The 20,781-nt window shown below is 66.2% G+C and carries 25 protein-coding genes and 1 other RNA gene; 6 read left to right on the top strand and 20 right to left on the bottom strand.

All coding sequences use genetic code 11. The features are described from left to right. Window positions 1-136: 136 nt before the first annotated feature. On the bottom strand, window positions 137-667 hold the full coding sequence (locus tag ACOI1H_RS00435) for a c-type cytochrome (RefSeq protein WP_422434736.1): 531 nt from the start codon (window positions 665-667) through the stop codon (window positions 137-139). A gap of 131 nt (window positions 668-798) precedes the next feature. Between ACOI1H_RS00435 and ACOI1H_RS00430 the strand changes: the two genes are divergently transcribed. Next, the gene (locus tag ACOI1H_RS00430) at window positions 799-1,644 is read left to right on the top strand and encodes a prephenate dehydratase (RefSeq protein ID WP_422434735.1); all 846 of its coding nucleotides are present in this window, start codon (window positions 799-801) and stop codon (window positions 1,642-1,644) included. Here ACOI1H_RS00430 and ACOI1H_RS00425 read toward each other — a convergent pair. Continuing rightward, on the bottom strand, window positions 1,641-2,105 hold the full coding sequence (locus tag ACOI1H_RS00425) for an SRPBCC family protein (protein ID WP_422434734.1): 465 nt from the start codon (window positions 2,103-2,105) through the stop codon (window positions 1,641-1,643). The two genes, ACOI1H_RS00430 and ACOI1H_RS00425, sit on opposite strands and share 4 nt — an antisense overlap. A gap of 51 nt (window positions 2,106-2,156) precedes the next feature. Then, window positions 2,157-3,107, bottom strand: coding sequence for an NAD(+) diphosphatase (nudC, locus tag ACOI1H_RS00420; RefSeq protein ID WP_422434733.1), 951 nt, complete (start codon window positions 3,105-3,107; stop codon window positions 2,157-2,159). A gap of 195 nt (window positions 3,108-3,302) precedes the next feature. Between nudC and ffs the strand changes: the two genes are divergently transcribed. Together ffs and rsgA are read left to right on the top strand one after the other, a co-directional pair. Beyond that, window positions 3,303-3,400, top strand: an RNA gene (gene ffs, locus ACOI1H_RS00415) — signal recognition particle sRNA small type. A gap of 55 nt (window positions 3,401-3,455) precedes the next feature. Continuing rightward, complete coding sequence (rsgA, locus tag ACOI1H_RS00410) at window positions 3,456-4,472, top strand: ribosome small subunit-dependent GTPase A (protein WP_422434732.1); 1,017 nt, start codon at window positions 3,456-3,458, stop codon at window positions 4,470-4,472. On the opposite strand, the gene ACOI1H_RS00405 is transcribed toward rsgA, so the two are convergent. Further along, the gene (locus tag ACOI1H_RS00405) at window positions 4,469-4,945 is read right to left on the bottom strand and encodes a protein-tyrosine phosphatase family protein (protein ID WP_422434731.1); all 477 of its coding nucleotides are present in this window, start codon (window positions 4,943-4,945) and stop codon (window positions 4,469-4,471) included. The two genes, rsgA and ACOI1H_RS00405, sit on opposite strands and share 4 nt — an antisense overlap. Before the next feature lie 92 nt (window positions 4,946-5,037). Continuing rightward, complete coding sequence (gene ychF / locus ACOI1H_RS00400) at window positions 5,038-6,135, bottom strand: redox-regulated ATPase YchF (RefSeq protein WP_422434730.1); 1,098 nt, start codon at window positions 6,133-6,135, stop codon at window positions 5,038-5,040. A gap of 126 nt (window positions 6,136-6,261) precedes the next feature. Here ychF and ACOI1H_RS00395 point away from each other — a divergent pair, with 126 nt between their 5' ends. Beyond that, the gene (locus tag ACOI1H_RS00395) at window positions 6,262-6,675 is read left to right on the top strand and encodes a VOC family protein (protein ID WP_422434729.1); all 414 of its coding nucleotides are present in this window, start codon (window positions 6,262-6,264) and stop codon (window positions 6,673-6,675) included. Window positions 6,676-6,682: 7 nt separating this feature from the next. Here ACOI1H_RS00395 and ACOI1H_RS00390 read toward each other — a convergent pair whose 3' ends face one another. Then, window positions 6,683-6,868, bottom strand: coding sequence for a hypothetical protein (locus ACOI1H_RS00390; RefSeq protein WP_422434728.1), 186 nt, complete (start codon window positions 6,866-6,868; stop codon window positions 6,683-6,685). A gap of 115 nt (window positions 6,869-6,983) precedes the next feature. Between ACOI1H_RS00390 and trpA the strand changes: the two genes are divergently transcribed. Beyond that, window positions 6,984-7,775 (top strand): tryptophan synthase subunit alpha, encoded by a 792-nt coding sequence (trpA, locus tag ACOI1H_RS00385; RefSeq protein WP_422434771.1) that lies wholly within the window; start codon window positions 6,984-6,986, stop codon window positions 7,773-7,775. Between the two features lie 167 nt (window positions 7,776-7,942). Here trpA and def (ACOI1H_RS00380) read toward each other — a convergent pair whose 3' ends face one another. From def (ACOI1H_RS00380) to def (ACOI1H_RS00370), 3 genes are read right to left on the bottom strand one after another with little or no spacing between them, the layout of a single operon-like run. Then, entirely contained in the window at window positions 7,943-8,437 is a 495-nt protein-coding gene (gene def / locus ACOI1H_RS00380) for a peptide deformylase (RefSeq protein WP_422434727.1), read from the bottom strand. Beyond that, the gene (gene def, locus ACOI1H_RS00375; RefSeq protein WP_422434726.1) at window positions 8,434-8,892 is read right to left on the bottom strand and encodes a peptide deformylase; all 459 of its coding nucleotides are present in this window, start codon (window positions 8,890-8,892) and stop codon (window positions 8,434-8,436) included. The genes def (ACOI1H_RS00380) and def (ACOI1H_RS00375) overlap by 4 nt, the downstream gene beginning before the upstream one ends. After that, entirely contained in the window at window positions 8,889-9,410 is a 522-nt protein-coding gene (gene def, locus ACOI1H_RS00370; protein WP_422434725.1) for a peptide deformylase, read from the bottom strand. Before def (ACOI1H_RS00370) ends, def (ACOI1H_RS00375) begins: the two co-directional genes overlap by 4 nt. Before the next feature lie 125 nt (window positions 9,411-9,535). Here def (ACOI1H_RS00370) and ACOI1H_RS00365 point away from each other — a divergent pair, with 125 nt between their 5' ends. Continuing rightward, window positions 9,536-10,705, top strand: coding sequence for a MalY/PatB family protein (locus tag ACOI1H_RS00365; RefSeq protein WP_422434724.1), 1,170 nt, complete (start codon window positions 9,536-9,538; stop codon window positions 10,703-10,705). A gap of 22 nt (window positions 10,706-10,727) precedes the next feature. Here the strand turns inward: ACOI1H_RS00365 and ACOI1H_RS00360 are convergent, their stop codons facing one another. The 11 genes from ACOI1H_RS00360 to urtC all read right to left on the bottom strand — a co-directional run bounded on the left by ACOI1H_RS00360 (window position 10,728) and on the right by urtC (window position 20,726). After that, entirely contained in the window at window positions 10,728-11,078 is a 351-nt protein-coding gene (locus ACOI1H_RS00360) for a hypothetical protein (RefSeq protein WP_422434723.1), read from the bottom strand. A 95-nt stretch (window positions 11,079-11,173) separates the two neighbouring features. Then, window positions 11,174-11,944 carry a precorrin-4 C(11)-methyltransferase gene (gene cobM / locus ACOI1H_RS00355; RefSeq protein ID WP_422434722.1) on the bottom strand — a complete coding sequence of 257 codons (771 nt, stop codon included), beginning with the start codon at window positions 11,942-11,944 and terminating at the stop codon, window positions 11,174-11,176. 80 nt (window positions 11,945-12,024) lie between these two features. Next, on the bottom strand, window positions 12,025-13,845 hold the full coding sequence (gene cobJ / locus ACOI1H_RS00350; protein ID WP_422434721.1) for a precorrin-3B C(17)-methyltransferase: 1,821 nt from the start codon (window positions 13,843-13,845) through the stop codon (window positions 12,025-12,027). Beyond that, window positions 13,836-14,537, bottom strand: a complete 702-nt coding sequence (gene cobI / locus ACOI1H_RS00345; protein WP_422434720.1) for a precorrin-2 C(20)-methyltransferase — start codon at window positions 14,535-14,537, stop codon at window positions 13,836-13,838. Before cobI ends, cobJ begins: the two co-directional genes overlap by 10 nt. A 46-nt stretch (window positions 14,538-14,583) precedes the next feature. Further along, complete coding sequence (gene cbiE / locus ACOI1H_RS00340) at window positions 14,584-15,786, bottom strand: precorrin-6y C5,15-methyltransferase (decarboxylating) subunit CbiE (protein WP_422434719.1); 1,203 nt, start codon at window positions 15,784-15,786, stop codon at window positions 14,584-14,586. Window positions 15,787-15,799: 13 nt separating this feature from the next. Next, on the bottom strand, window positions 15,800-16,438 hold the full coding sequence (locus ACOI1H_RS00335; RefSeq protein ID WP_422434718.1) for a precorrin-8X methylmutase: 639 nt from the start codon (window positions 16,436-16,438) through the stop codon (window positions 15,800-15,802). A 70-nt stretch (window positions 16,439-16,508) separates the two neighbouring features. Beyond that, window positions 16,509-17,735, bottom strand: a complete 1,227-nt coding sequence (locus ACOI1H_RS00330; RefSeq protein WP_422434717.1) for a sirohydrochlorin chelatase — start codon at window positions 17,733-17,735, stop codon at window positions 16,509-16,511. Continuing rightward, complete coding sequence (locus ACOI1H_RS00325) at window positions 17,732-17,935, bottom strand: DUF6732 family protein (protein ID WP_422434716.1); 204 nt, start codon at window positions 17,933-17,935, stop codon at window positions 17,732-17,734. The genes ACOI1H_RS00330 and ACOI1H_RS00325 overlap by 4 nt, the downstream gene beginning before the upstream one ends. Window positions 17,936-18,125: 190 nt before the next feature. Continuing rightward, window positions 18,126-18,821, bottom strand: coding sequence for an urea ABC transporter ATP-binding subunit UrtE (gene urtE, locus ACOI1H_RS00320; protein ID WP_422434715.1), 696 nt, complete (start codon window positions 18,819-18,821; stop codon window positions 18,126-18,128). Then, the gene (gene urtD, locus ACOI1H_RS00315; protein WP_422434714.1) at window positions 18,814-19,563 is read right to left on the bottom strand and encodes an urea ABC transporter ATP-binding protein UrtD; all 750 of its coding nucleotides are present in this window, start codon (window positions 19,561-19,563) and stop codon (window positions 18,814-18,816) included. Before urtD ends, urtE begins: the two co-directional genes overlap by 8 nt. After that, the gene (urtC, locus tag ACOI1H_RS00310) at window positions 19,560-20,726 is read right to left on the bottom strand and encodes an urea ABC transporter permease subunit UrtC (RefSeq protein ID WP_422434713.1); all 1,167 of its coding nucleotides are present in this window, start codon (window positions 20,724-20,726) and stop codon (window positions 19,560-19,562) included. Before urtC ends, urtD begins: the two co-directional genes overlap by 4 nt. Between the last annotated feature and the right edge of the window lie 55 nt (window positions 20,727-20,781).

Here is a 20,781-nt window from a genome sequence, read left to right as displayed (position 1 = left end):
GTGCGCAGGCTAGCGCCCGGTGGCAGGGCGGTTCAAGTTGAGAAAATGTAATGTCTGCGTGATCCCGCGGCAGCGCAACAAAAAACCGCGCCATTCACGGGACGCGGTTCAATCCTTGCGCAACCCATGCAGGCGATCAGCCCGGATTGGACGCGAGGTAGGCGATCAGGTTCGCACGGTCTTCAGGTGCGGCCAGACCCTGATATGTCATCTTGGTGCCGGGTGCCCAACCCTGGGGGTCCTGCAGGAAGTGGTAGAGGTTCTCTTCGCTCCAGACGTCGGCGACTTCTTCCAGCGCGCCGGAATAGGCGTAGCCTTCGATTGCATCGACCGGGCGACCGACGACGTTGTGCAGGGTCGGGCCGACACCGTTCTCGCCCTCGGCCAGCGCATGGCAGGACCGGCAGTTGCGGAAAACGGCTTCTCCCGCACTGGCGTCGGCGGCGGCAAAGGCCACGTCGAACGGCACTTCTTCCTCGACGGGGGCGGCTTCGCCTTCGGCACCGGATTCGGGAACTTCGATCACGTAGGCGGCGGAATGTTCGCCTTCGGCATGGGTTTCACCGCCGACATAGATGATCTCGGCCACCCAGCCGCCCAGCAAAAACACCAGAAACGTGCCGCAAAGGCCGCCGACCACCTTGGTCATCGTCATTGTGTCGAACATGTCGCGTTCCACCCCGCATTGATAAGTTGCGTCCTACTATCCGTTTCCCCCCCGGATGCGCAAGCTATAGTGGCGCGACGAAACGACCTCTTTGTCGCGAATGCTGCCGATTTGTCTGGGGGGACACAACCATGCGAGCGAGAATCGCCTTTCAGGGCGAGTTGGGTGCCTATGGGCATCAGGCCTGTGCGGAAACACGGCCTGACCACGACCCGCTGCCCTGTTCCACCTTCGAGGATACGATCGAAGCCGTGCGCAAGGGTGACGCCGAGCTTGGCATGATCGCCATCGAGAATTCGACCTATGGCCGCGTCGCCGACGTCCATTCCCTGATCCCCGAAAGTGGCCTGCACATCGTGGACGAGGCTTTCGTGCGCGTGCACGTCAATTTGCTGGGCGTGCCGGGCGCCAAGGTCGCAGACGTGCGGCAGGCGCATGGGCATATGGTCATTCTGCCGCAAGTTGCGGGTTTCTTGCGCGAACACGGGATCAAGGGCGTCGTCAGCACCGACAACGCCCGCGCCGCGCGCGAGGTGGCGGAACACGGCGACCCGTCGCAGGGCGCGCTGGCGTCCGAACTGGCCGCCGACATCTACGGCCTGCACGTCCTGGCCCGGCATATCGAGGATCACGGTCGCAACACCACGCGCTTTGTCATCATGTCGCGTGAACCGGACCTGCGCCGGCGCGGGCGCGGCCCGATGGTCACCGCCTTCGTGTTCCGGGTCCGCAACATTCCGGCAGCCCTTTACAAGGCGATGGGCGGGTTTGCCACGAATGGCGTGAACATGACCAAGCTCGAAAGCTACATGGTCGGCGGCAACTTTACCGCGACCCAGTTCTATGCCGAGATTGAGGGCCACCCCGACGACCGCAGTGTTCAGCTTGCGCTGGAGGAACTGGACTACTTCACCAACCATGTGAAGCTGATGGGCGTCTTTCCCGCTGCCCCGCGCCGCCACGAACGCCCCGACTAGGCGTTTCGCTTCCCCTGCTCGATGCCTTGGGCAAAATCCGCGACCCGCTTCTTGAAACGGTTCGTCAGGTTCGATTTCGCCAGTTTCAGCGATTGCAGCAGCAGCCGGGCCGACAGGGACCGGGCCGAAAGCTCCACCGTGACGGACAACCGCGTGCGTTGCGGTGACAGCGCCAGCACCTCGATGGTCGTCACGCCATCCAGACCGTTGGCCGCCATGTCGATCACCACATCCGTCGGCGCAGCCAGTCGTGTGACCGTCGCGCGCACCCGCCGGTCGCGGCTGCGAAAGGTAAAGGCCACGTCCCAGGCCGACCCGGCCTTCACCGGTTGCCCCGGATCGACCCGCCGCACGTCCGCTCCGCGCCGCAGCATCTGGCGTTCGAAGCCGGCAAAGTCTGTGACCCGCGCATAGACCTTTTCGATCGGTGCTTCGATATCTTCGCGGGAACTGAATTTCATCGGTCGGGCCTCTTGCTGTCCGGTGGTCCGGCTCTTGTTAACTCCGGACGGTTAATCCAGCCTGTCCGCCAACCAGTTTTCCAGCAGAAAATGTGCGATGGCGCCCGGGCGGGCCGGGTTGATGTCGGGGTGTTGCCCCGCGAATACATCGGCCATCTCCTCTCGGGTGACCCAGCGCGCATCCTCGATCTCGACCGGGTCGATGGTGATGTCGCGGCTGATCGCCTCGCCGGCCATGCCGCACATCAGCGACGCTGGAAACGGCCAGGGCTGACTGGCCAGATAGCTGACGCGCCCGACGCGGATGCCGGCCTCCTCAAAGACCTCGCGGCGCACGGCGGCTTCCAGCGTCTCGCCCGGTTCCACGAAGCCCGCAAGCAGGGAATACATCCGATCGGGCCACCCCGGCGACCGACCGACCAGCACGGCGTTGCCGTGCGTGATCAGCATGATGACAACCGGGTCGGTGCGCGGAAAATGGTGCCGCCCACAGGCCGCGCAATCGCGCTGCCAGCCGCCCTGCGCCATCACGCTTTCCGCGCCGCAATTGGCACAGAACCGGTGGCTGCCGTGCCACGTCAGCATCGCCCGCGCGGTCGCTGCCAATTCGGCGTGCAGCGGTGACAACCGTGTCATCGCACCGCGCAATTCGGCAAAGGCAGGACCATGCGGCAGGCTCGGATGCGTCTGCAGGCTTGCGTCCAGAAAACTGTTCAGCGCCGGGTCATCCGCCCCTGTCGGGGTCCACCCGGACAGATCGGCCGCAAAGACGGCCGCGCCATCCACGCATCCCAGCAGCAGACGGTCGGCTGCGGCGTCGTCAAGCAGAGGGTGATCCGGCGGCAGCAGCACCAGCCCCGCGTCGTCCAGCAACGGCTTGCCGCGCCACAGCGCCATGACCAGCGTGCCGGGCGCGTCGCGCCGATTGGCCGCATCGCCTCGCCAGGCGGCCACCCGGTCGAGTCCGCCGCCTGCAAACGTCACTGTTTCGGCAATTCTCATCGTCATTCCTTCGCATGAGGCGCAATGCAACGCAATCTGTTGAACCTTCGTTGACGTTAGGGCAAATACCGGCCGAACCAGCGGCGCAGCGCAGGCATTCGCGCATTTGCAGGATGACGGTTTCGCCGCCTTCCGCCTGACTCTGCAGACCGGCACGGGGTTGCACGCGCCGCCCACCGCCGCTATATGAAGCTCTGAGAGGTTGGCGCGGGCGAGCGCCTCGCCAACCTGGTCAGGTCCGGAAGGAAGCAGCCATAACGAGCCCCGCTTGGGTCGTTGTCAGCCTCTCACCTCATTTTCCCGCCATCAGGGTCGCGTCCGCTTGCACAGCCTCTGCCAGTTCCGACCATGATCGACGCCCTTGCCGCCCTCGGCTGGTCCTCGTTCGAGGCCGATCAGCTTGACACGGACGACGCGCCCCATACCCCCGCCCGCATCAGCAGCGTGAACCGGCGCAACGTCGCGGCCTTCAGCGCCGACGGACCGCTGCGGCTGGTGGCCGATCCCGGCGTCAGCAGCGCCACCTTCGCCGTAGGAGACTGGGTGCTGTGCGACATCGCCGCCGCCCATCTGGTGCGCCGCCTCGACCGCCGCAGTCTGTTGCAGCGCGGGGCAGAGCACAAGACCGGCCAGCGTCAGCTGATCGCCGCGAACCTCGACATTCTGTTCATCGTCACGTCCTGCAATGCCGACTTCAACGTGGCGCGGCTGGAACGCTACCTCGCACTGGCCCACGACGCCGACATCGCCCCGGCGATCCTGTTGACCAAGGCCGACCAGACCGACGACGCCGCAGCCTACATCGCGCAGGCGCAGGCGCTTGGCGATCTGCCGGTGCTGGCGATCAATGCAAAGGGGGCCGACGTCAGCGCTGTGCTGGCCCCGTGGTGCGGTCCCGGGCAGACGGTCGCGCTCGTCGGATCATCCGGCGTAGGCAAGACGACGCTCGCCAATGCCCTGACCGGGCGCGCCGACGACACGCAGGATATCCGCGAGGATGACGCCCGCGGACGGCATACCACCACGAAACGCTCGCTTCACGCCCTGCCTACGGGGGGCTGGCTGATCGACACGCCCGGCATGCGCGGCCTTGCGGTTGCCGACGTGACCGCCGGCATCGACGCGACATTCCCCGAGGTCAGCGCCCTGACCGACGCCTGCCATTTTCGCGACTGCAAGCATGAGGGCGAGCCGGGCTGCGCCGTTCAGGCCGCCGTCGATGCAGGAGAGATCGATCCCGAGCGCGTCCGTCGCTATCGAAAGCTGCGGGCCGAGGATGCGCAAGCCACCGAAAGCACCGCCGCCGCCCATGCCCGCAAGCACCGCACGGCCAAATCCGGCAAGCCACCCGGCCGCCGCCGCTAGCGTGTGGCCCAAATCAACTGGGCCTGCGTTTCAACCGCGCAGGGCCTGACGGCGCGCAGTCGGGCCAGTGCCGCAGCCGGTGCTTCGCCGTGCAACACCATCAGGCGCAGAACGATCATGCCAGACCGCCCGCAGCCCCCCTTACAGTGAAACAGCACCCGCTTTCCCGCCGCCAGTTGCGCTGCAATGCGGGATTCGAGGCTGACCCAACGCTCCGTCGTGTCAGCATCGGGGATGCCATAATCGGGGATCGGCATGTTGACCCAATCGGGCGGCGCATGGCGCAGGTCAGTGCCCAGGGTAACGCCCAGCGCGGACATCTCCGACGGCTCCATCAGGCTGACCACCAGTGAAGCGCCCCAGCGCAAAAGGCTGCGAAAGTCCGCCGCGTAATCCCCCGTGCCGCCCGGCATCGGGCACAGTCCGATCACACCGCGCCCCACCGCCACCTCGGCAATGGCGAAGTCAGCCATGTCGGACACCATTGGCCTGCCGCGCGCCGATGCTTCGCCCGAAGATCGAAGGTTCCCGGCGCAAGGCGCACTTGCGGGCCACGGATGCGGCTTCAGGTATTAAACAGGAAATGAAGGACGTCGCCGTCCTTGACGGTGTAGGTCTTGCCTTCGGACCGCATCTTGCCCGCTTCCTTCGCGCCTTGTTCACCGCCCAGCGTCACGAAATCGTCGTAGCCGATGGTCTCGGCCCGGATGAACCCGCGTTCGAAATCGCCGTGGATCACGCCAGCAGCCTTCGGTGCCGAGGTGCCCGCGTTGATCGTCCAGGCCCGCGCCTCTTTCGGTCCGACGGTGAAATAGGTCTGAAGATGCAGCAAGGCATAGCCGGCGCGGATCAGGCGATCCAGTCCGGCCTCGGCCAGCCCCATCTCGCTCAGGAACATCTCGGCCTCTTCGGCTTCAAGCTGGCTGATCTCTTCCTCGATCCGGGCCGAAATCACGACGGCGGAATTGCCCTGTGCCTCCGCCATCGCGCGCACGCGCTCGGACTGCGCGTTGCCGGTGGCCGAGGCTTCCTCCTCTACGTTGCAGACGTAAAGCACCGGCTTCGTGGTCAGCAGTTGCAGCATCCGCCAGGCCTTGGCGTCCTCGGGATCGATATCGACGGTCCGGGCGGGCTGGCCGTCTTCCAGCGCCTTCTGTGCTGCCTCCAGCAGACGGACCTGCTGGCCCGCATCCTTATCGCCGCCGCGCACCTTGCGCTGCAGGTTCGCCAGACGCTTTTCGATGCTCTCAAGGTCCGCCAGCATCAGCTCCGTCTCGATCACCTCGGCGTCGTTGACCGGGTCGACGCGGCCCTCGACATGGGTGATGTCGTCGTCCTCGAAACAGCGCAGCACATGGGCGATGGCGTCGCATTCCCGGATGTTCGCCAGAAACTGGTTGCCCAGCCCCTCGCCCTTGCTGGCACCCTTCACCAGCCCCGCGATGTCCACGAAAGTCATGCGCGTCGGGATGATCTGCTTGCTGCCTGCAATTTCCGCCAGCTTGTCCAGCCGCGCATCGGGCACGGCCACGTCGCCCACGTTCGGTTCGATCGTGCAGAACGGAAAGTTCGCGGCCTGTGCGGCGGCAGTGCGCGTCAGCGCGTTGAACAGCGTGGACTTGCCGACGTTCGGCAGCCCGACGATCCCCATCTTGAAGCCCATGACGCATCTCCTGTCTGAATGTCCGCTAGGCCCATAGCCCCGCGCCTGCGTCCACGCAAGCCAAAGGCTATGGCAGACCTGGGTTCCATGCTATCCTGAGGCTGCACCCCAGCCCCGGAGACCGCCATGCAACCTGTCCCCTACCTGTTCTTCAACGACACCTGTGAAGAGGCATTCCTCTTCTACGCCTCCGTCTTCGGTACGGTACCGCAATTCATGCGGGTCAAGGGATCACCGATGGAAGAGCAGCTGCCGCCAGAGGCCGCGAACGGCATCATGCACGCCCACCTCGACATCGGCAGCGGTGCGATCAACGGCTCCGACAACCTGTCGCCCGATCCCGGCCCGGCAATGGCCGGCTGCAACGTGCTGATCACGCTGCCCGATGTCGACACCGCCCGCGCGCATTTCGACAAGCTGTCCAAAGGCGGAGAGGTGCGGATGCCCTTCCAGCCCGAATTCTGGTCGCCGGGCTTCGGCGCGTTCTCTGACCGTTTCGGCATCAGATGGATGATCGACACAGCGGCCGCTCCCGACTGAATCGGCGTCAGGCCGTCCGGTTGCGCCCTTCCCAGATCAGGATCCAAGCGAGGATCACGAACATCGGATGGGTCAGACCGCCGCTGAGCAGGACGGCAGGTATCCAGACGAGGAACGTGATGATCGCCACGATGGGTCGGCCTGCGAACAGGATCGACAGCGGCGGCAACAGCAAGGCAAGGATGTAATTCATGCCCCCTATATGGCCGCGCGGGCGTGGATTTCAATTGCGCCCCATTGCATTTGCGCGCCCCTTCGCCCAGAAACGCCCGGACCCGCAAAGTCGTCCCATGAAAGCCGCTCCCTCCATGTCCCGTATCGACGCCAAATTCGCAGACCTGAAATCGCGCGGCCAGAAGGCCTTTGTCGCCTATGTCATGGCGGGCGATCCGAACTACGACACCAGCCTCGCCATCGTGCAGGGCTTGCCGGCGGCGGGTGTGGACGTCATCGAACTTGGCCTGCCCTTCACCGATCCGATGGCTGACGGCACGACGATCCAGCTGGCGGGGCAGCGCGCGCTGTCCGGCCACATGACGCTGGACAAGACGCTGAACATCGCCCGCACCCTGCGCCAGACCGACGACACGACGCCGATCGTGCTCATGGGCTACTACAACCCGATCTATTCGCGCGGCGTCGATCTGTTCCTGCAACAGGCGCAGGACGCCGGGATCGACGGCCTCATCATCGTCGACCTGCCGCCAGAGGAGGACGACGAACTCTGCCTGCCGGCACAGGCCGCCGGCCTGAACTTCATCCGCCTCGCCACGCCCACGACCGACGACAAGCGTCTGCCCAAGGTGCTGACCAATACCTCCGGTTTTCTCTATTACGTCTCGGTGACCGGCATCACCGGCACGGCGGCGGCCCAGACCGCCGACGTCGCCCCAGAGGTCGCCCGCATCAAGTCGCATACGGACCTGCCGGTGATCGTCGGTTTCGGCATCAAGACGCCAGAGGCCGCGCACGCCATCGCACAGGTGGCGGACGGTGCCGTCGTCGGATCGGCCATCGTGGAAAAGATCGGTGCCGGTGAATCCGTGTCCGACGTGCTCGCCTTCGTCAAGACCCTCGCGGACGGCTGTCACAGCGCATAGCCCACTGTCTTGATCCGCGACCTTGATCCGCGACGCGCACAAGTCCGGTCCCAGTCCGGCCATGGGCCCTGCGCGCGCAGTCCCCATTCATCTGGCCAGGTAAACTCCGGGGGAGGTGCCCCGCACCGGGGGCAGCGCCCCCACGCCGATTTTTCGTGAAAAATCGGCTAACCGCGCCGCTTGGCCGCCCGCTTCAGCAGCATGTCCCGCTTCAGTTTCGTGAGGCGGTCGAAATACATCTTCCCCGCCAGATGATCGATCTGATGCTGCGCCGAGGTCGCCCAAAGCCCGACGAAGTCCCGCCGGTCCCACTGACCCGCCTCGTTCAGGAAGCGCACCGTCACCGCGCGCGGCCGCTTGACCAGCGCGCTGACGCCCGGCAGGCAGGGGCTCGCTTCCTCGTGGTCGCGGAATTCGACGCTGGCGTGCAGGATTTCCGGATTCGCCATCCGCACCACCTGTCCCCGCGTCCGGCTGGCATCGACGACCGCCAGCCGCAGCGGTATCCCCAGTTGCACGGCGGCCAGACCGACGCCCGGCATCGCCTCCATCACGGCGACCATGTCCTCCCAGATCGCGCGAATGTCGTCGGTGATCCCGCCTACGTCCGCCGCAGGGGTGCGCAGCACTGGGTGCGGCCATTGCACGACGCGCCGGGTCACGGCAGCGTCGCGTAATCGGTGCAGAGGATGCCGTCCAGATGATCGCGCTCGTGCTGGACGATCACTGCCGCCGAATCCGCAAAGGCTTCCGCGTGAAAGACGCCTTGCAGGTCCTGCCAGCGCATCCGCACGGTGCGCGGGCGCGGCACGGCGACCGTGATCCGCGGGATCGAGAGGCACGATTCCTCATTCACCGCCAGCGCCAGATCGACATGCAGGATTTCTGCATTAATGAAGACGCGCGGACTGCCGGCGCCGGTCTTCCACGTCACATCGGTGACGAACACGCGGGACAGCACGCCGATCTGCGGCGCGGCCAGCCCCCGGCCCGGTGCGGCATACATCGCCGCAAACATCTCTTCGGTCAAATCGGCAAGGTCCGCGTCGAATGTCGTGACAGGTGCGCAGACCGCCCGCAGCGCCGGATCGGGCATCTCCAGGATCGGGCGTGTCACGCGCGCGCCCTTTCACGCTTCAGCTTCTGCATCTTGCGGGTGATCATCTGACGCCGCAGCGGCTTGAGGTAGTCGATGAACAGCTTGCCATCCAGATGGTCGATCTCGTGCTGCACGCAGGTCGCCCAGAGGCCGGTGAACCGTTCCGCCTGCGCGACACCCTCAAGGTCCATCCACGACACCTCGACCTCCGAGGGGCGCTCGACGTCGGCATATTGCTCGGGGATCGACAGACAGCCTTCCTCATAGGTGCTGTGCGCCTCGCTCTCCCAGGTGATCTCGGGGTTGATCAGCACCAAGGGCCGCGCGGGGACACCATCGTCCTTCACGCAGTCCATCACCAGCATGCGGCGCATCACACCGACCTGCGGTGCCGCAAGACCGATGCCGGGCGCATGATACATCGTTTCCAGCATGTCGGCAGCCAGCACGCGCAGGTCGTCGTCCACGGCGGTCACCGGGTCACAATGCGTCTTCAGGCGCGGGTCGGGATGGATCAGGATCGAGCGTATGGTCATGGCACCGATCTAGCCTCTGCCCCGCCGCTTGCCAAGATGTGCCACGCTTTTCGCCTTGGCACCGCGTGGACGCCTGCTAGGGTCGCCCCGACCCGAGACTCCCGACCCCAGACAGTAGGTGCCCCATGAGCTTCGACGCCCCCGTGAACCGCCGCAACACCCATTGCATCAAGTGGGACGGGATGGAGGCCGCCTATGGCGTCTCGCCCGAAGACGGCATCGCGATGTGGGTCGCCGACATGGAATTCCGCGCGCCAGACTGCATCCAGGATGCCGTCGCCGCGATGCACGATCACGGCGTCTACGGCTACTTCGGCAACGCCTCGCCCTATACCGACGCGATCCGCTGGTGGATGCGGACCCGCCACGGCTGGGACGTGTCGGCCGATGCGATCCTGACGACCCACGGCCTCGTCAACGGCACGGCGCTTTGCGTCGATGCCTACACGGTGCCCGGCGATGCCGTCGTCCTGTTCACCCCCGTCTACCACGCCTTCGCCCGCGTCATCAAAGCGGCGGGACGAGAGGTCAGGTCCTGCGAGCTGGTCAATGACAAGGGCCGCTACGAGATGGACTTCGATGCCTACGACGCGCAGATGACCGGCAACGAGCGCATGGTCATCCTGTGCTCGCCGCACAATCCCGGCGGCCGCGTCTGGACAAGGGCCGAATTGCAGGCCGTCGCGGCCTTTGCCAAACGGCACGAGCTGGTCCTTGTCAGCGACGAGATCCACCACGATCTCGTCATGCCCGGCCAGACCCACATCCCGATGGCGCATATCGCTGGGATCGAGGATCGTCTGGTCATGATGACCGCGGCAACCAAGACCTTCAACATCGCAGGCAGCCATACCGGCAATGTCATCATTCCCGACGCCGACCTGCGCGCACCCTTCGCCGCCCGCATGGCCGCACTCGGCATCTCGCCCAACAGCTTCGGCCTGCACATGACGACTGCCGCCTATTCGCCCGAAGGGGCCGCCTGGGTCGACGACCTCTGCCTTTATCTCGACGAGAACCGCAAGCTCTTCGATGCCGGCGTCAACGCGATCCCCGGCGTCCACTCCATGCCCCTCGAGTCGACGTATCTGGCCTGGGTGGATTTCGCAGGCACCGGCATGACACAGGAGGAGGTGATCCGCCGCGTCCAAAAAGAGGCCCGCATCGCCCCCAATCACGGGACGACCTTCGGTCAGGGCGGTGAGTCGTTCCTGCGATTCAATATCGGTGCGCCGCGCGCGCAGATCGCGGATGCGGTGGATCGTCTGCAAAAGGCCTTTGCCGACCTGCAATGAAGGTTTCGTAACCGGGCTGCGGTCAGGCGCGCGGCAGCAACCCGGCCGGAGTCGAGTCCAACCGCGCAAAGTCAAGCGGTGCCGTTTCCGTCACCAGGTGCAGCCATTTGAAGTCAAAGACGCATTCGCCGCCATCGACCCGCGACCCCACGATCAGCGCCTGATGCAGGTGGCGCATGCCGTCATAGATATCCACCCGGCCCCGCAGCTTGTCAAAGGCGTCGGCATCCATCGCCATGCCATCGGCCCACATCCGGCGGATCCGCATCACATCGTCGCCGTCGTGCACGCACAGACGGTTGCCGCGCTGCGTCGACGCGCGCCTTGCGTCCTGCAACCCCTTCATCACGGCATCCGGCAGATAATCGGTCATGGCAGTGCTCCCTTCACTGGCAGGGTAACCCCAAAGTGTGACACGAGTTCAAAGACATTTTCCGCCGCGCCGCAGCGTTGCAAGTGCAAAATGACTCAGCCCTTTTTCGCTTTTGGCCGCAAAACATGCGGTTTCGCCGCGTCATACAGCGCCGAATCTGGAAAACCGTGTTGCGGACCCAACACGGGGCCGACCATGATCAGCGCCGTCCGCGTGATCTTGGCCTCTCTGACAAGCCCGTGAATGTCGCCCAGCGTGCCGCGCAGAATCACCTGATCCGGCCATGACGCGCGATAGATCACGGCCACCGGACAGTCGGTCCCGTAGAACGGCGTCAGCCGTCGGGCAATGTCGCGCAGCGCCCTGATCCCAAGGTGGATCGCCAGCGTGGTCCCTGTCGCGGCAAAATTCTCCAGCGTCTCGCCCGCCGGCATGCCGGTCGATTTCATGCTCATCCGCGTCAGCACGATGCTTTGCCCGACCTCCGGCACGGTCAGTTCCGTCCCCATCGCCGCCGCCGCCGCCGCATAGGCCGGCACACCGGGAATGATGGCGTAATCGATGCCGTCCGCCTTCAACCGCCGAATCTGCTCGGCGATGGCACCGTAAAGCGACGGGTCCCCGGAATGCACCCGCGCCACGTCCTGCCCGGCGGCATGGGCCGCGACGATCTCGGCATGCGTGTCCTCCAGCGTCATGCTCGCCGTATCCAGCACGCGGCAGCCCGCGGGCGCATGGGCGACCACCGCCTCCGGCACCAGTGATCCGGCATACAGACACACCGGACAGGCCCCGATCAGTCTGGCGGCCTTCAGCGTCAAAAGCTCGGGGTCGCCGGGGCCAGCCCCGATGAAATAAACCGTCATCGTCTCTCCTTTACGGGACGCCGGACAGGGGACGGTGGGCGGGGCGCCTTCGGGCATCGCCCGAACAGCGTCGCACACCGTCACCCCGCCAGATCACCATCGATCTTGCGGGCATAGCCGCGTGGCGTGAACATGCGTGGTCCCTCGCCCAGTTGCGCCAGCCGCGAATTGCTCGACCCCACCAGCACGACCGTCAGCATGTCGACCTCATCGACCTCCAACGCGTCCAGCCGCCGATACCGCACATGCTCCTCGGGTCGCCCCAACGACGACGCCAGCATGACCGGCGTATCGCCAGGCCTGTGCTGCAACAGGATATCGCGCGCCTCGGCCAGCAGCGTGCGCCGCGTCTTGCTGACCGGGTTATAGAAGGCCACCACAAAGTCGCCCTCTGCCGCCGCCCGCAGCCGCCGCAGGATGTCGTCGCGCGGCGTCAGCAGGTCCGACAGCGAGATTGCGCAAAAGTCATGGCCCAGCGGGGCCCCCGCCCGCGCTGCCGCACCCTGCAAGGCACTGACGCCCGGCGAGCAGACGACCTCCACCCGGCGCGCGGCATCCGACACGCCCATCGCGTCCGGCCCCCGGTCCAGCAGTTCAAACACTAGCGCGCCCATCGCATAGATGCCCGCATCGCCCGAACAGACCAGCGCCACGTTCCGGCCAAGCCCCGCCTGCTCCAGTGCATAGCGGCAGCGCGCCTCCTCTCCGCCCAGCGGAAAGTCCGACCGTGCCTTGCCAGTGGCCAGCGGCCCAAGCAGGTCGATATAAAGGCCGTAACCCACCAGTTCCTCGGCCTCCGCCACCAGCCGCGACACCTCGGGCGTGCGCCAGGACGCCTGCCCCGGCCCAATCCCCACGATCGACAGCTTGCCCCGCGCCCGACCCTTCAACGTGACCAGCGACGCATCGGCCACGGCCACGGCACAGGTCGCCATCGCCGCCTTGCGCTTGGGCAGCAGCAACCGCCCCGCGCCGCCGACCTGCGCCAGCGCCGCCGCTTCCGACACGCCATGCGCGCCGACCTCGGCAAAGACCACATCGGACGGGTTCGCCAGACGCGGCGTCTCCGCCTCCAGCGCCTCTGCCTCGAACAACCGCAGCGGCACCCCGAAATCGCGGGCGAGGGCGATGATCGCCGGCTCATCCGCCTTCAACGCGATGGTGTTCACGCAGGCCACGGCCTGCCGCGCGACGCCAGCCTCATGCAGCGCCGCATCGACCAGTTCGCGCAATTCCGCAGGCGGACAGTTGCGCGCGCAACCGACCCCCAATGCAAACCGCTGCGGCGCGAACTGCAGATGATGCGGCCCCAGATCCGTCACCGGCAAAGCCGCGCAGGTGATCGTCACGCCGTCCCCTGCCGGCAGCCCGTCCAGCCAGGTTGCCTGCGCCGCATCCGGCCCGACGATCCGCGCGCCGCCACCCGACAGCAGCTTCGCCATCGCATCTTTCGCATCCGAAGGATTGACCAGTCGCCACCCCGCCGGCGGCGCATCAAGTGCCACGCCCAGCGCCACATCGCCCGCCGTCGTCACGGCCGCCACGGACCCCAGGGCTTCGGCGATCCGCGCCGCCAGCCGGTTCGCGCCGCGATGCCCGCCCAGCAGCGGCACCACGACACCGCCGTCATCGCTGACCGACAGCACCGGCGGCTCTGTCGTCTTGTCCGCCAGCAGGGGCGCCACGCCCCGGATCAGGATGCCGCTGGCACAGACCCCTACGATCGGCACACCGGCGGCGAACAGATCGCGCGCATGATCGAGCGCATTGTCAAAGAACGCATCCGCCACATCCACCCGTCCGCGCCGCCCGTGGACGAGACACCCCAGCACCGCCGCCACGCGGTGCGCCGTCCCCTCGCCGGACCGCGACAGCGCCAAAACCACTGGATCTACAGCCACGGATCGGCCCCTTTCGTCAGCAATATCATCGAAAAATAAGGGGCCGCATCCGGTGCCTTAACCAACGGACAAACCACCTGCTCAGGCAGGCTGGCGCGTTCCACATAGACCGCCCGGTCGGTCAGCCCCAGGTCTGCGATCACCGCCCGGATCTTGCCCAGATGCCGCCCGACCTTCATGATCACCACGCTTTCCGCGCCGGCGATCCGGTCACGCAATTCCGCCTCTGGCAAGGGACCCGGCAGCACCGTCAGCCGTTCGTTGCGCGCGACCAGCGGCCGCCCCGCGACCGCCGCACAGGCGGTGATCGAGGTCACACCCGGCACAACCTCGACCCGGAACCGGCCCGACAGCCGGGCGAACAGATACATGAAAGAACCGTAGAAGAACGGGTCGCCTTCGCACAGGCACACCACGTCGCGCCCCGCGTCCAGATGCGTCGCGATCTGTGCTGCACCCGCATCATAGGCCGCCTGCGCGGGGTCACGCTCCACGCTCATCGGCACGTCCATGACGATCTCGACAGCACCCGCAGGGATCATGTCTGCCGCGATCGCCCGCGCGAAACTCGCCGCTCCGGCCAGCGTCGGATAGGCCACCACCTGCGCTCCGGCGATCAGCCGCGCGGCGCGCAGGGTAATCAGGTCCGCCGCCCCCGGTCCGACACCGACGCCATAGAGAACGCCAGTCATCCGCATTCACCTGACCGGAAAAAAGCCCGCCGGCGGCTCCAGCCCTTCATCGCTTCACAAGGCTCCATTGGGTGACCGGCATGGCCGCACGCCAGCCCGTCAACCGCCCCACCGGCTCTGCCCGACACACCGACAGCCGCACGAGGTCGCCGCCATGCCGCGCATGCAGTGCCATCAGCACCGCCTCGGACTCCAGCGTCACTGCATTGACCACCAGCCGCCCCAGCGGACGCAGCGCCGCCCAAGCCGCGGCAAAGACCGCCTCGCTCAGCCCGCCGCCGATGAAGATCGCATCGGGGGCCGCAAGTCCTTCAAGACAGTCGGGTGCCACTCCATCCATCAGTTCCAGCTTTGGTGCACCCAGCGCCAGCGCATTGGCCGCCGCCATGGCCCGCCGGTCGTCGCGCGGTTCGATCCCGATGGCGCGGGCATAGCGCGCCGCGCGCATCCACTCGATCGCCACCGACCCCGACCCGCAGCCGATGTCCCACAGCAGCGCGCCGCGCATCGGCATCAGCTTGGCCAACGTCGCCGCGCGGATTTCCTGCTTGGTCATCGTGCCGTCGGACTGGAACAGATCGTCCGCCAGCCCCGGCACCCGCGGCAGCAGCGCCGCATCCGGGGCCGCGATGCAATCGACGGCCAGCGTGTTGAAGGCCGGGACGACATGATCCCAGGTCGCCGCCACCCCGTCGAAGCGTTGTTCGTCGCGGCCGCCCATCGCCGCCAGCACCGTCATAAGCGACTGCCCGAACCCACGCTGCGCAAGGTAGGCCGCGATCTGGCGCGGCGTCTCGGCCCCCGTCGTCAGGATCAGCAACCGTGCGTCCGGCTGGATGAAGGCGACCATCTGCGCAACGGGCCGACCATGGACGGTCAATGTCTCCACATCCGCGAGGCTCCACCCCATGCGCGCCGCAGCAAGCTGAAAGGCGCTCAATTGCGGATGATAGACGATTTCGGCCGGGTCGATGGCGCGCCCGATACGCGCGCCTACGGAAAACCATAGCGGATCGCCGGTCACCAGCACCACGGCACGCCTGCCCCGCAGGCTGCGGATCGTGTCGATCATCGCGTCGAACGGCGATGGCCAGGCCAGCCGTTCCGCCGTGACGTTTTCGGACAGCGCATGGTGACGGTCGCCGCCCAGGATCACCTCGGCCGCCTCCACCACGGCGCGGGTGGCGGGCAGAAGTCCCTCCATCCCGTCCTCGCCGATGCCCACGATATGCAGCCAGGGTGTCGTCATGCGCGCCTCCAGTTCAAGCCCGGTCCTCCGGCAATCCGGCCGCGAGGGCATTCACGGCAGCCGCTGCAAGGGCCGATCCGCCCCGCCGCCCGCGCAGAGCGATGAAATCGCAGCCGCGCGGGTCGGCGGCCAGTTCCGCCTTGGATTCGGCAGCACCTACGAATCCGACCGGAAATCCGAGGATCACCGCAGGCTTCGGTGCGCCCGCATCCAGCAGCTCCAGCAGGTGAAACAAGGCGGTGGGCGCGTTGCCGATGGCGACGACGGCCCCCGCCAGATGCGGCACCCACAGGTCCACGGCGGCGGCAGAGCGGGTGTTGCCGATGGCCTGCGCCCGCGCCGGCACCCCGGCCGCGTTCAGCGTCACGATGACGTCGTTGCCGGCCGGCAGATGCCGTCGGATGATCCCCGCCGCCACCATCTCGCAGTCGCACAAGACCGGTGCGCCTGCCGCCAAGGCCGCCTGTCCCGCTGCCGCCGCCTCTGCGGAAAACGCCAGCCGGTCCGCGATCTCGACCATCCCGCAGGCGTGGATCAGGCGTGTCATCACGGGATGCATCGCCACCGCAAAACGGTCCAGCCGCGCCTCGGCCCGCACGGTGGCAAAGCTCTGCGCGTAGATCGCGGCGGGGTCTTTCTCGTAGGGCCTCATGAACGCAGGACTTTCGCGGGATGAGAGGGGATAGCCTCCGGGGGGAGTTTACGGGCCAGATGAATGCGGATCAGGCGCGCTTTGTGCGCCGCGCGCTTTCCGGGCCAAGCGGGTGGTGCGCGTGCGGATAGACTGGGTGGGCGTGATCGTGGTGGTGACCGTGATCGTGATGATGGTGGTCATGGTCATGGCTGTGCGGCAGACCGTGGGCATGGGCGTGGGTGTGCTGCGCCTCCAGCCGGCACATACCGGTGCAGAAGGTGTCGCACAGCGTGCAGTCCGCCACGTTCGACCCCGGCGCATTGGCCCCCTGCCCTTCGACATGGTGATGGTGGCTTTCCTGCACCGCGCCGACCTCGCCTTCGAACCCCAGCACGCGAGAGCGATATTTGCACATGACGCAGAGCGGCGGCGGTGAGTCGGCGAATGCGGGATGGTTGCGGTCCGCGGCGCTTATCTCGCGCGTCTGTCCATCCGCCAGCGCCAGCACCTGGTCGCGGTAGGCGCAGAGGCCGCAGTTGGGCGGCGGATTGGCCCCCGCCTGTTCGGTGACCCGTGCAGCAAAGGTTTCCAGCACGGACGGGTGATCGCCAAGGTAGCCGGCCTTGATGAACTGGATCTGTGGATGGGCCTCGGCCACGCGGTCGGTGAATCCGTAGATGCGGTCGATCAGGATGCCCGAGAACAGGAAGTAGGGAAACACGATGACCCGTTTGTAGGGTAAACGCGCGACGTGTTGCAGGCAGGGTTCCACGAGCGGAAAGGTCACGCCGGAATAGCCGACCTCGTGCCAGCCGAAGCCCATGCCTTCGGCGATCATCCGGGCGATCTTGGCGACATTGCCGTTGGCGTCCGGGTCCGATGCGCCGCGCCCGATCACGACAAGGCAGGTCTCGGTCAAGGGCAACTGGCCGTATTTTGCGTTGGCGCGGTCCACCGCTTCCTGCACGCGGGCGGCGGCGGCGGCGATCATCCGAGGATCGACCCCCAGTTCGCGCCCGTAGCTGACCGCGATGCCATGCTGTGCCGCATAGGTGTTCAGCACCGTCGGGATGTCGTTCTTGGCGTGCATCGCCGCAAAGAGCATCCCCGGCACCGCAAGGATGCGGTCGCAGCCGGCCTCTCGCAAACGATCGAGACCGTCGCGGATCACCGGGTTGGCGAATTCGAGGTAGCCATAGTCCACCAGCCAGTCGTCGGGCAGCCAGGCCGGCAGCTTTTGCGCCAGCGTGGCGAATTCGTCGACAGCCGACTGGCTGCGCGATCCGTGGCCGCAGATCATGACGCCGGTCTTCATGCGGGCTGTTCCTCGCCCTTGGGTTCGGACTTCTTCTTGTCCTTGCGCCCTTTCAGAGCCCCCAATGCGATGGCGATGCCTGCGGCCCCCAATGCGATGCCCGCGACCCAGTGATTGTGGCCTGCCGCATCGACCAGATGACCGGGATGGGCCGCAGCGGACGTTGTGGTGAAAATCAGGACAAGTGTCAGCAGGCGCATGGCAGTCTCCGGGCAAGGTTCATCGGGCCGCAGAGCTGGCAAGTGACGATGTGACGTCCCGGTCCCCGTCAGGGTCAACCCGTCTGCCACCAACCGCTCTGGCCCCATATCGGGCGTCGTCGGGACGGGGTATAATCCGCCACCGACCGGTCCGCAATGGCATGCGCCGGACAAATCCCGGCGGGGAGGGTCAGAGGGCGAGCGACGCTATCACGTCGTCGCGCGTGCAATCCGCCTTGGCCATGCTGCGCCAGACGGCACCCCGCTTCATCATCACGAAGCGGTCCGCCGCGCGCCAGGCGAAGTCCACGTTCTGTTCGACAAGGATGATCGCCATGTCGCCCCGATCGCGCAACTGGGCAATCGCCCGGCCGATCTGCTGGATCACATTGGGCTGGATGCCTTCGGTCGGCTCGTCCAGCAACAGCACGCGGGGCTTCGTGATCAGCGCCCGGGCAATGGCAAGCTGCTGCTGTTGTCCCCCCGACAGATCGCCACCCCTGCGGTGCTGCATCTCGGCCAGAACCGGGAACAGGTCGAAGATCCAGGCCGGCACAGTGCGGTCGGCCTTGGACAGGCAGGCAAACCCGGTCTCGAGGTTTTCGGCGACGCTCATCATCGGAAACACCTCGCGCCCCTGCGGGACATAGGCGATGCCCGCGCGGGCGGCGGCGGCGGCGGTGGGATGGTCCAGCACCTGCCCGCCCAGCGTGACCGTGCCGCCGCTATAGGCATGACGCCCCGACAGGGCGCGCAACAGGCTGGTCTTGCCCACGCCATTGGTGCCCATGACGGTTGTGACTTCGCCGACGGGGGCGGTCAGCGATACGTCGTAAAGGATCTGGCTTTGCCCGTATTTCAACGACAGGTCAGTCACATCAAGCATCGGCGCGCCCCAGATAGACGTCGATCACCGTCGGGTCGGCCGTCACATGATCGAGGCTGCCTTCCGCCAGCACATGCCCTTCGTGCAGGACCGTGACCTTGCAGTTCAGGCGGCGGACGAATTCCATATCATGTTCCACGACGACGACCGCACGGGTCAGCGCCGCGCGTTTCAGAATGTCGGTGGTCTTTTCGCGTTCCTCGGCCGTCATGCCCGCTGCGGGTTCGTCGACCAGCAGCAAGCGCGGGTCCTGTGCCAGCAGCATCCCGATTTCCAGCCATTGCTTCTGGCCGTGACTGAGTTCGCCCGCAGTGCGCGTCAACTCCTCGGTCAGGCCGATCTCTGCCGCGATCTCCTCGATCCGGGCGGCACCCTGCGGCGTCTTGCGGTGGAACAGCACGGCAAAGGGACCGCGCGGGTTGCGCAGCGCCATGGCGAGGTTCTGGCGCACGGTCTGATCCTCGAACACCGTCGGTTTCTGGAACTTGCGGCCGATGCCCTTGTTGGCGATCTCGGCCTCTGACAGGCCCAGCAGGGACTCGTTGCGTTCGCCCCATAGGACGCGGCCTTCGTCCGGTTTCGTCTTGCCGGTCACGATGTCCATGAAGGTGGTCTTGCCCGCGCCGTTGGGGCCGATGATGGCGCGCAGCTCCGGTTCCGAGATCTGGATCGACAGGTCGTTGATCGCGCGGAACCCGTCAAAGGTCTTGGACACACCGGAGACTTCCAGAAGGCTGGTCATGACGGTTTCCTGACGATGTAGTCGAAGAGGCCGCCGATCCCCTTGGGAAAGAACAGCGTGACGCAGACGAAGGACAGGCCCAGCAGCACGAGCCACCAGTCCGTCCACGCAATGCGGTAGACGCCCAGGTTCACGTCGGGCGCACCGCCCCCCGTGAACCAGCTGGACAGCAGCGACACGAGGGCGGCCCCGATGACCGCGCCATATAACCGCCCGCGCCCGCCGATGGCGACCCAGACGGCCAGATAGATCGAAGCGATCGGCGCGATTTCAGCCGGGTTGATGATGCCCGCCTGCGGGTAGTAGAGCGCGCCCGCGATGCCCGACACGACGGCGGTCAGGGTGAAGACGAAAAGCTTGTAACCCTCGACCCGGTAGCCAAGGAACCGCACCCGCGCCTCGTTGTCGCGGATGCCCTTGATGACGCTGCCCATCTTGCCCGCGACGACCCAGGCGAACAGGATGTAGCCCAAGGCCAGCGCAGCAGCAGAGGCAAGAAAGAACACGAGACTGATGGTCGCCTGCGACGTCTGCTCGAACCCCGGAATGTTCTGCAGGCCCGACAACCCGTTGTTGCCGCGCAGGCCGGAGTCGTTCTGGAACAGGTAAAGCGACAGCGCCAGCGTCATGGCCTGCGTCAGGATCGAGAGGTAAACGCCCGTGACCCGGCTGCGGAATGCCAGCCAGCCAAAGACCAGCGCCAGCAAACCGGGGACCAACACGACCATCGCCAGTTGCAGGGCAAGATTGTCCGCGAAGGCCCAGATCATCGGGAACTCTGACGACCCCACCACGCCGAAGATCTGGCTTCCGATGGCATCCGACACCTCTTGCGGGGTCGGCGGGATCACCTGGGATTGCAGGCTGGACATGACGATGCCCTCGGTGCGGGCATACATCAGCCACATGCCGATGGCGTAGCCGCCGATGCCGAAGAAGGCGAAATGCCCGAGGGACAGGATGCCGCAATAGCCCCAGACCACGTCCATCGCGACGGCGATCAGGCACAGACACAGCGTCTTGCCCAGAGTCTTGACGAGTGAGGTGGAGATGAGGCCCGCCCCCGACGCTTCTGACCCGAAGGCCACGACGGCGGTGAAGAGAGCGAGGCTCAGCAGGAACCAGCGGACGGAACGGTTGGTCACGAGGAAGCCCTGGGTCATGGATGGTGCCTTTGCGTCACAGGATCGCGCAGTGCGGGGCACGTCGCGACGGCGG

It is taken from the genome of Loktanella sp. DJP18 (genome assembly GCF_049310965.1).
GTDB lineage: Bacteria > Pseudomonadota > Alphaproteobacteria > Rhodobacterales > Rhodobacteraceae > Loktanella.
Note: the sequence above shows the minus strand (reverse complement) of the source record. Positions and strands in the feature narration are given on the sequence as shown.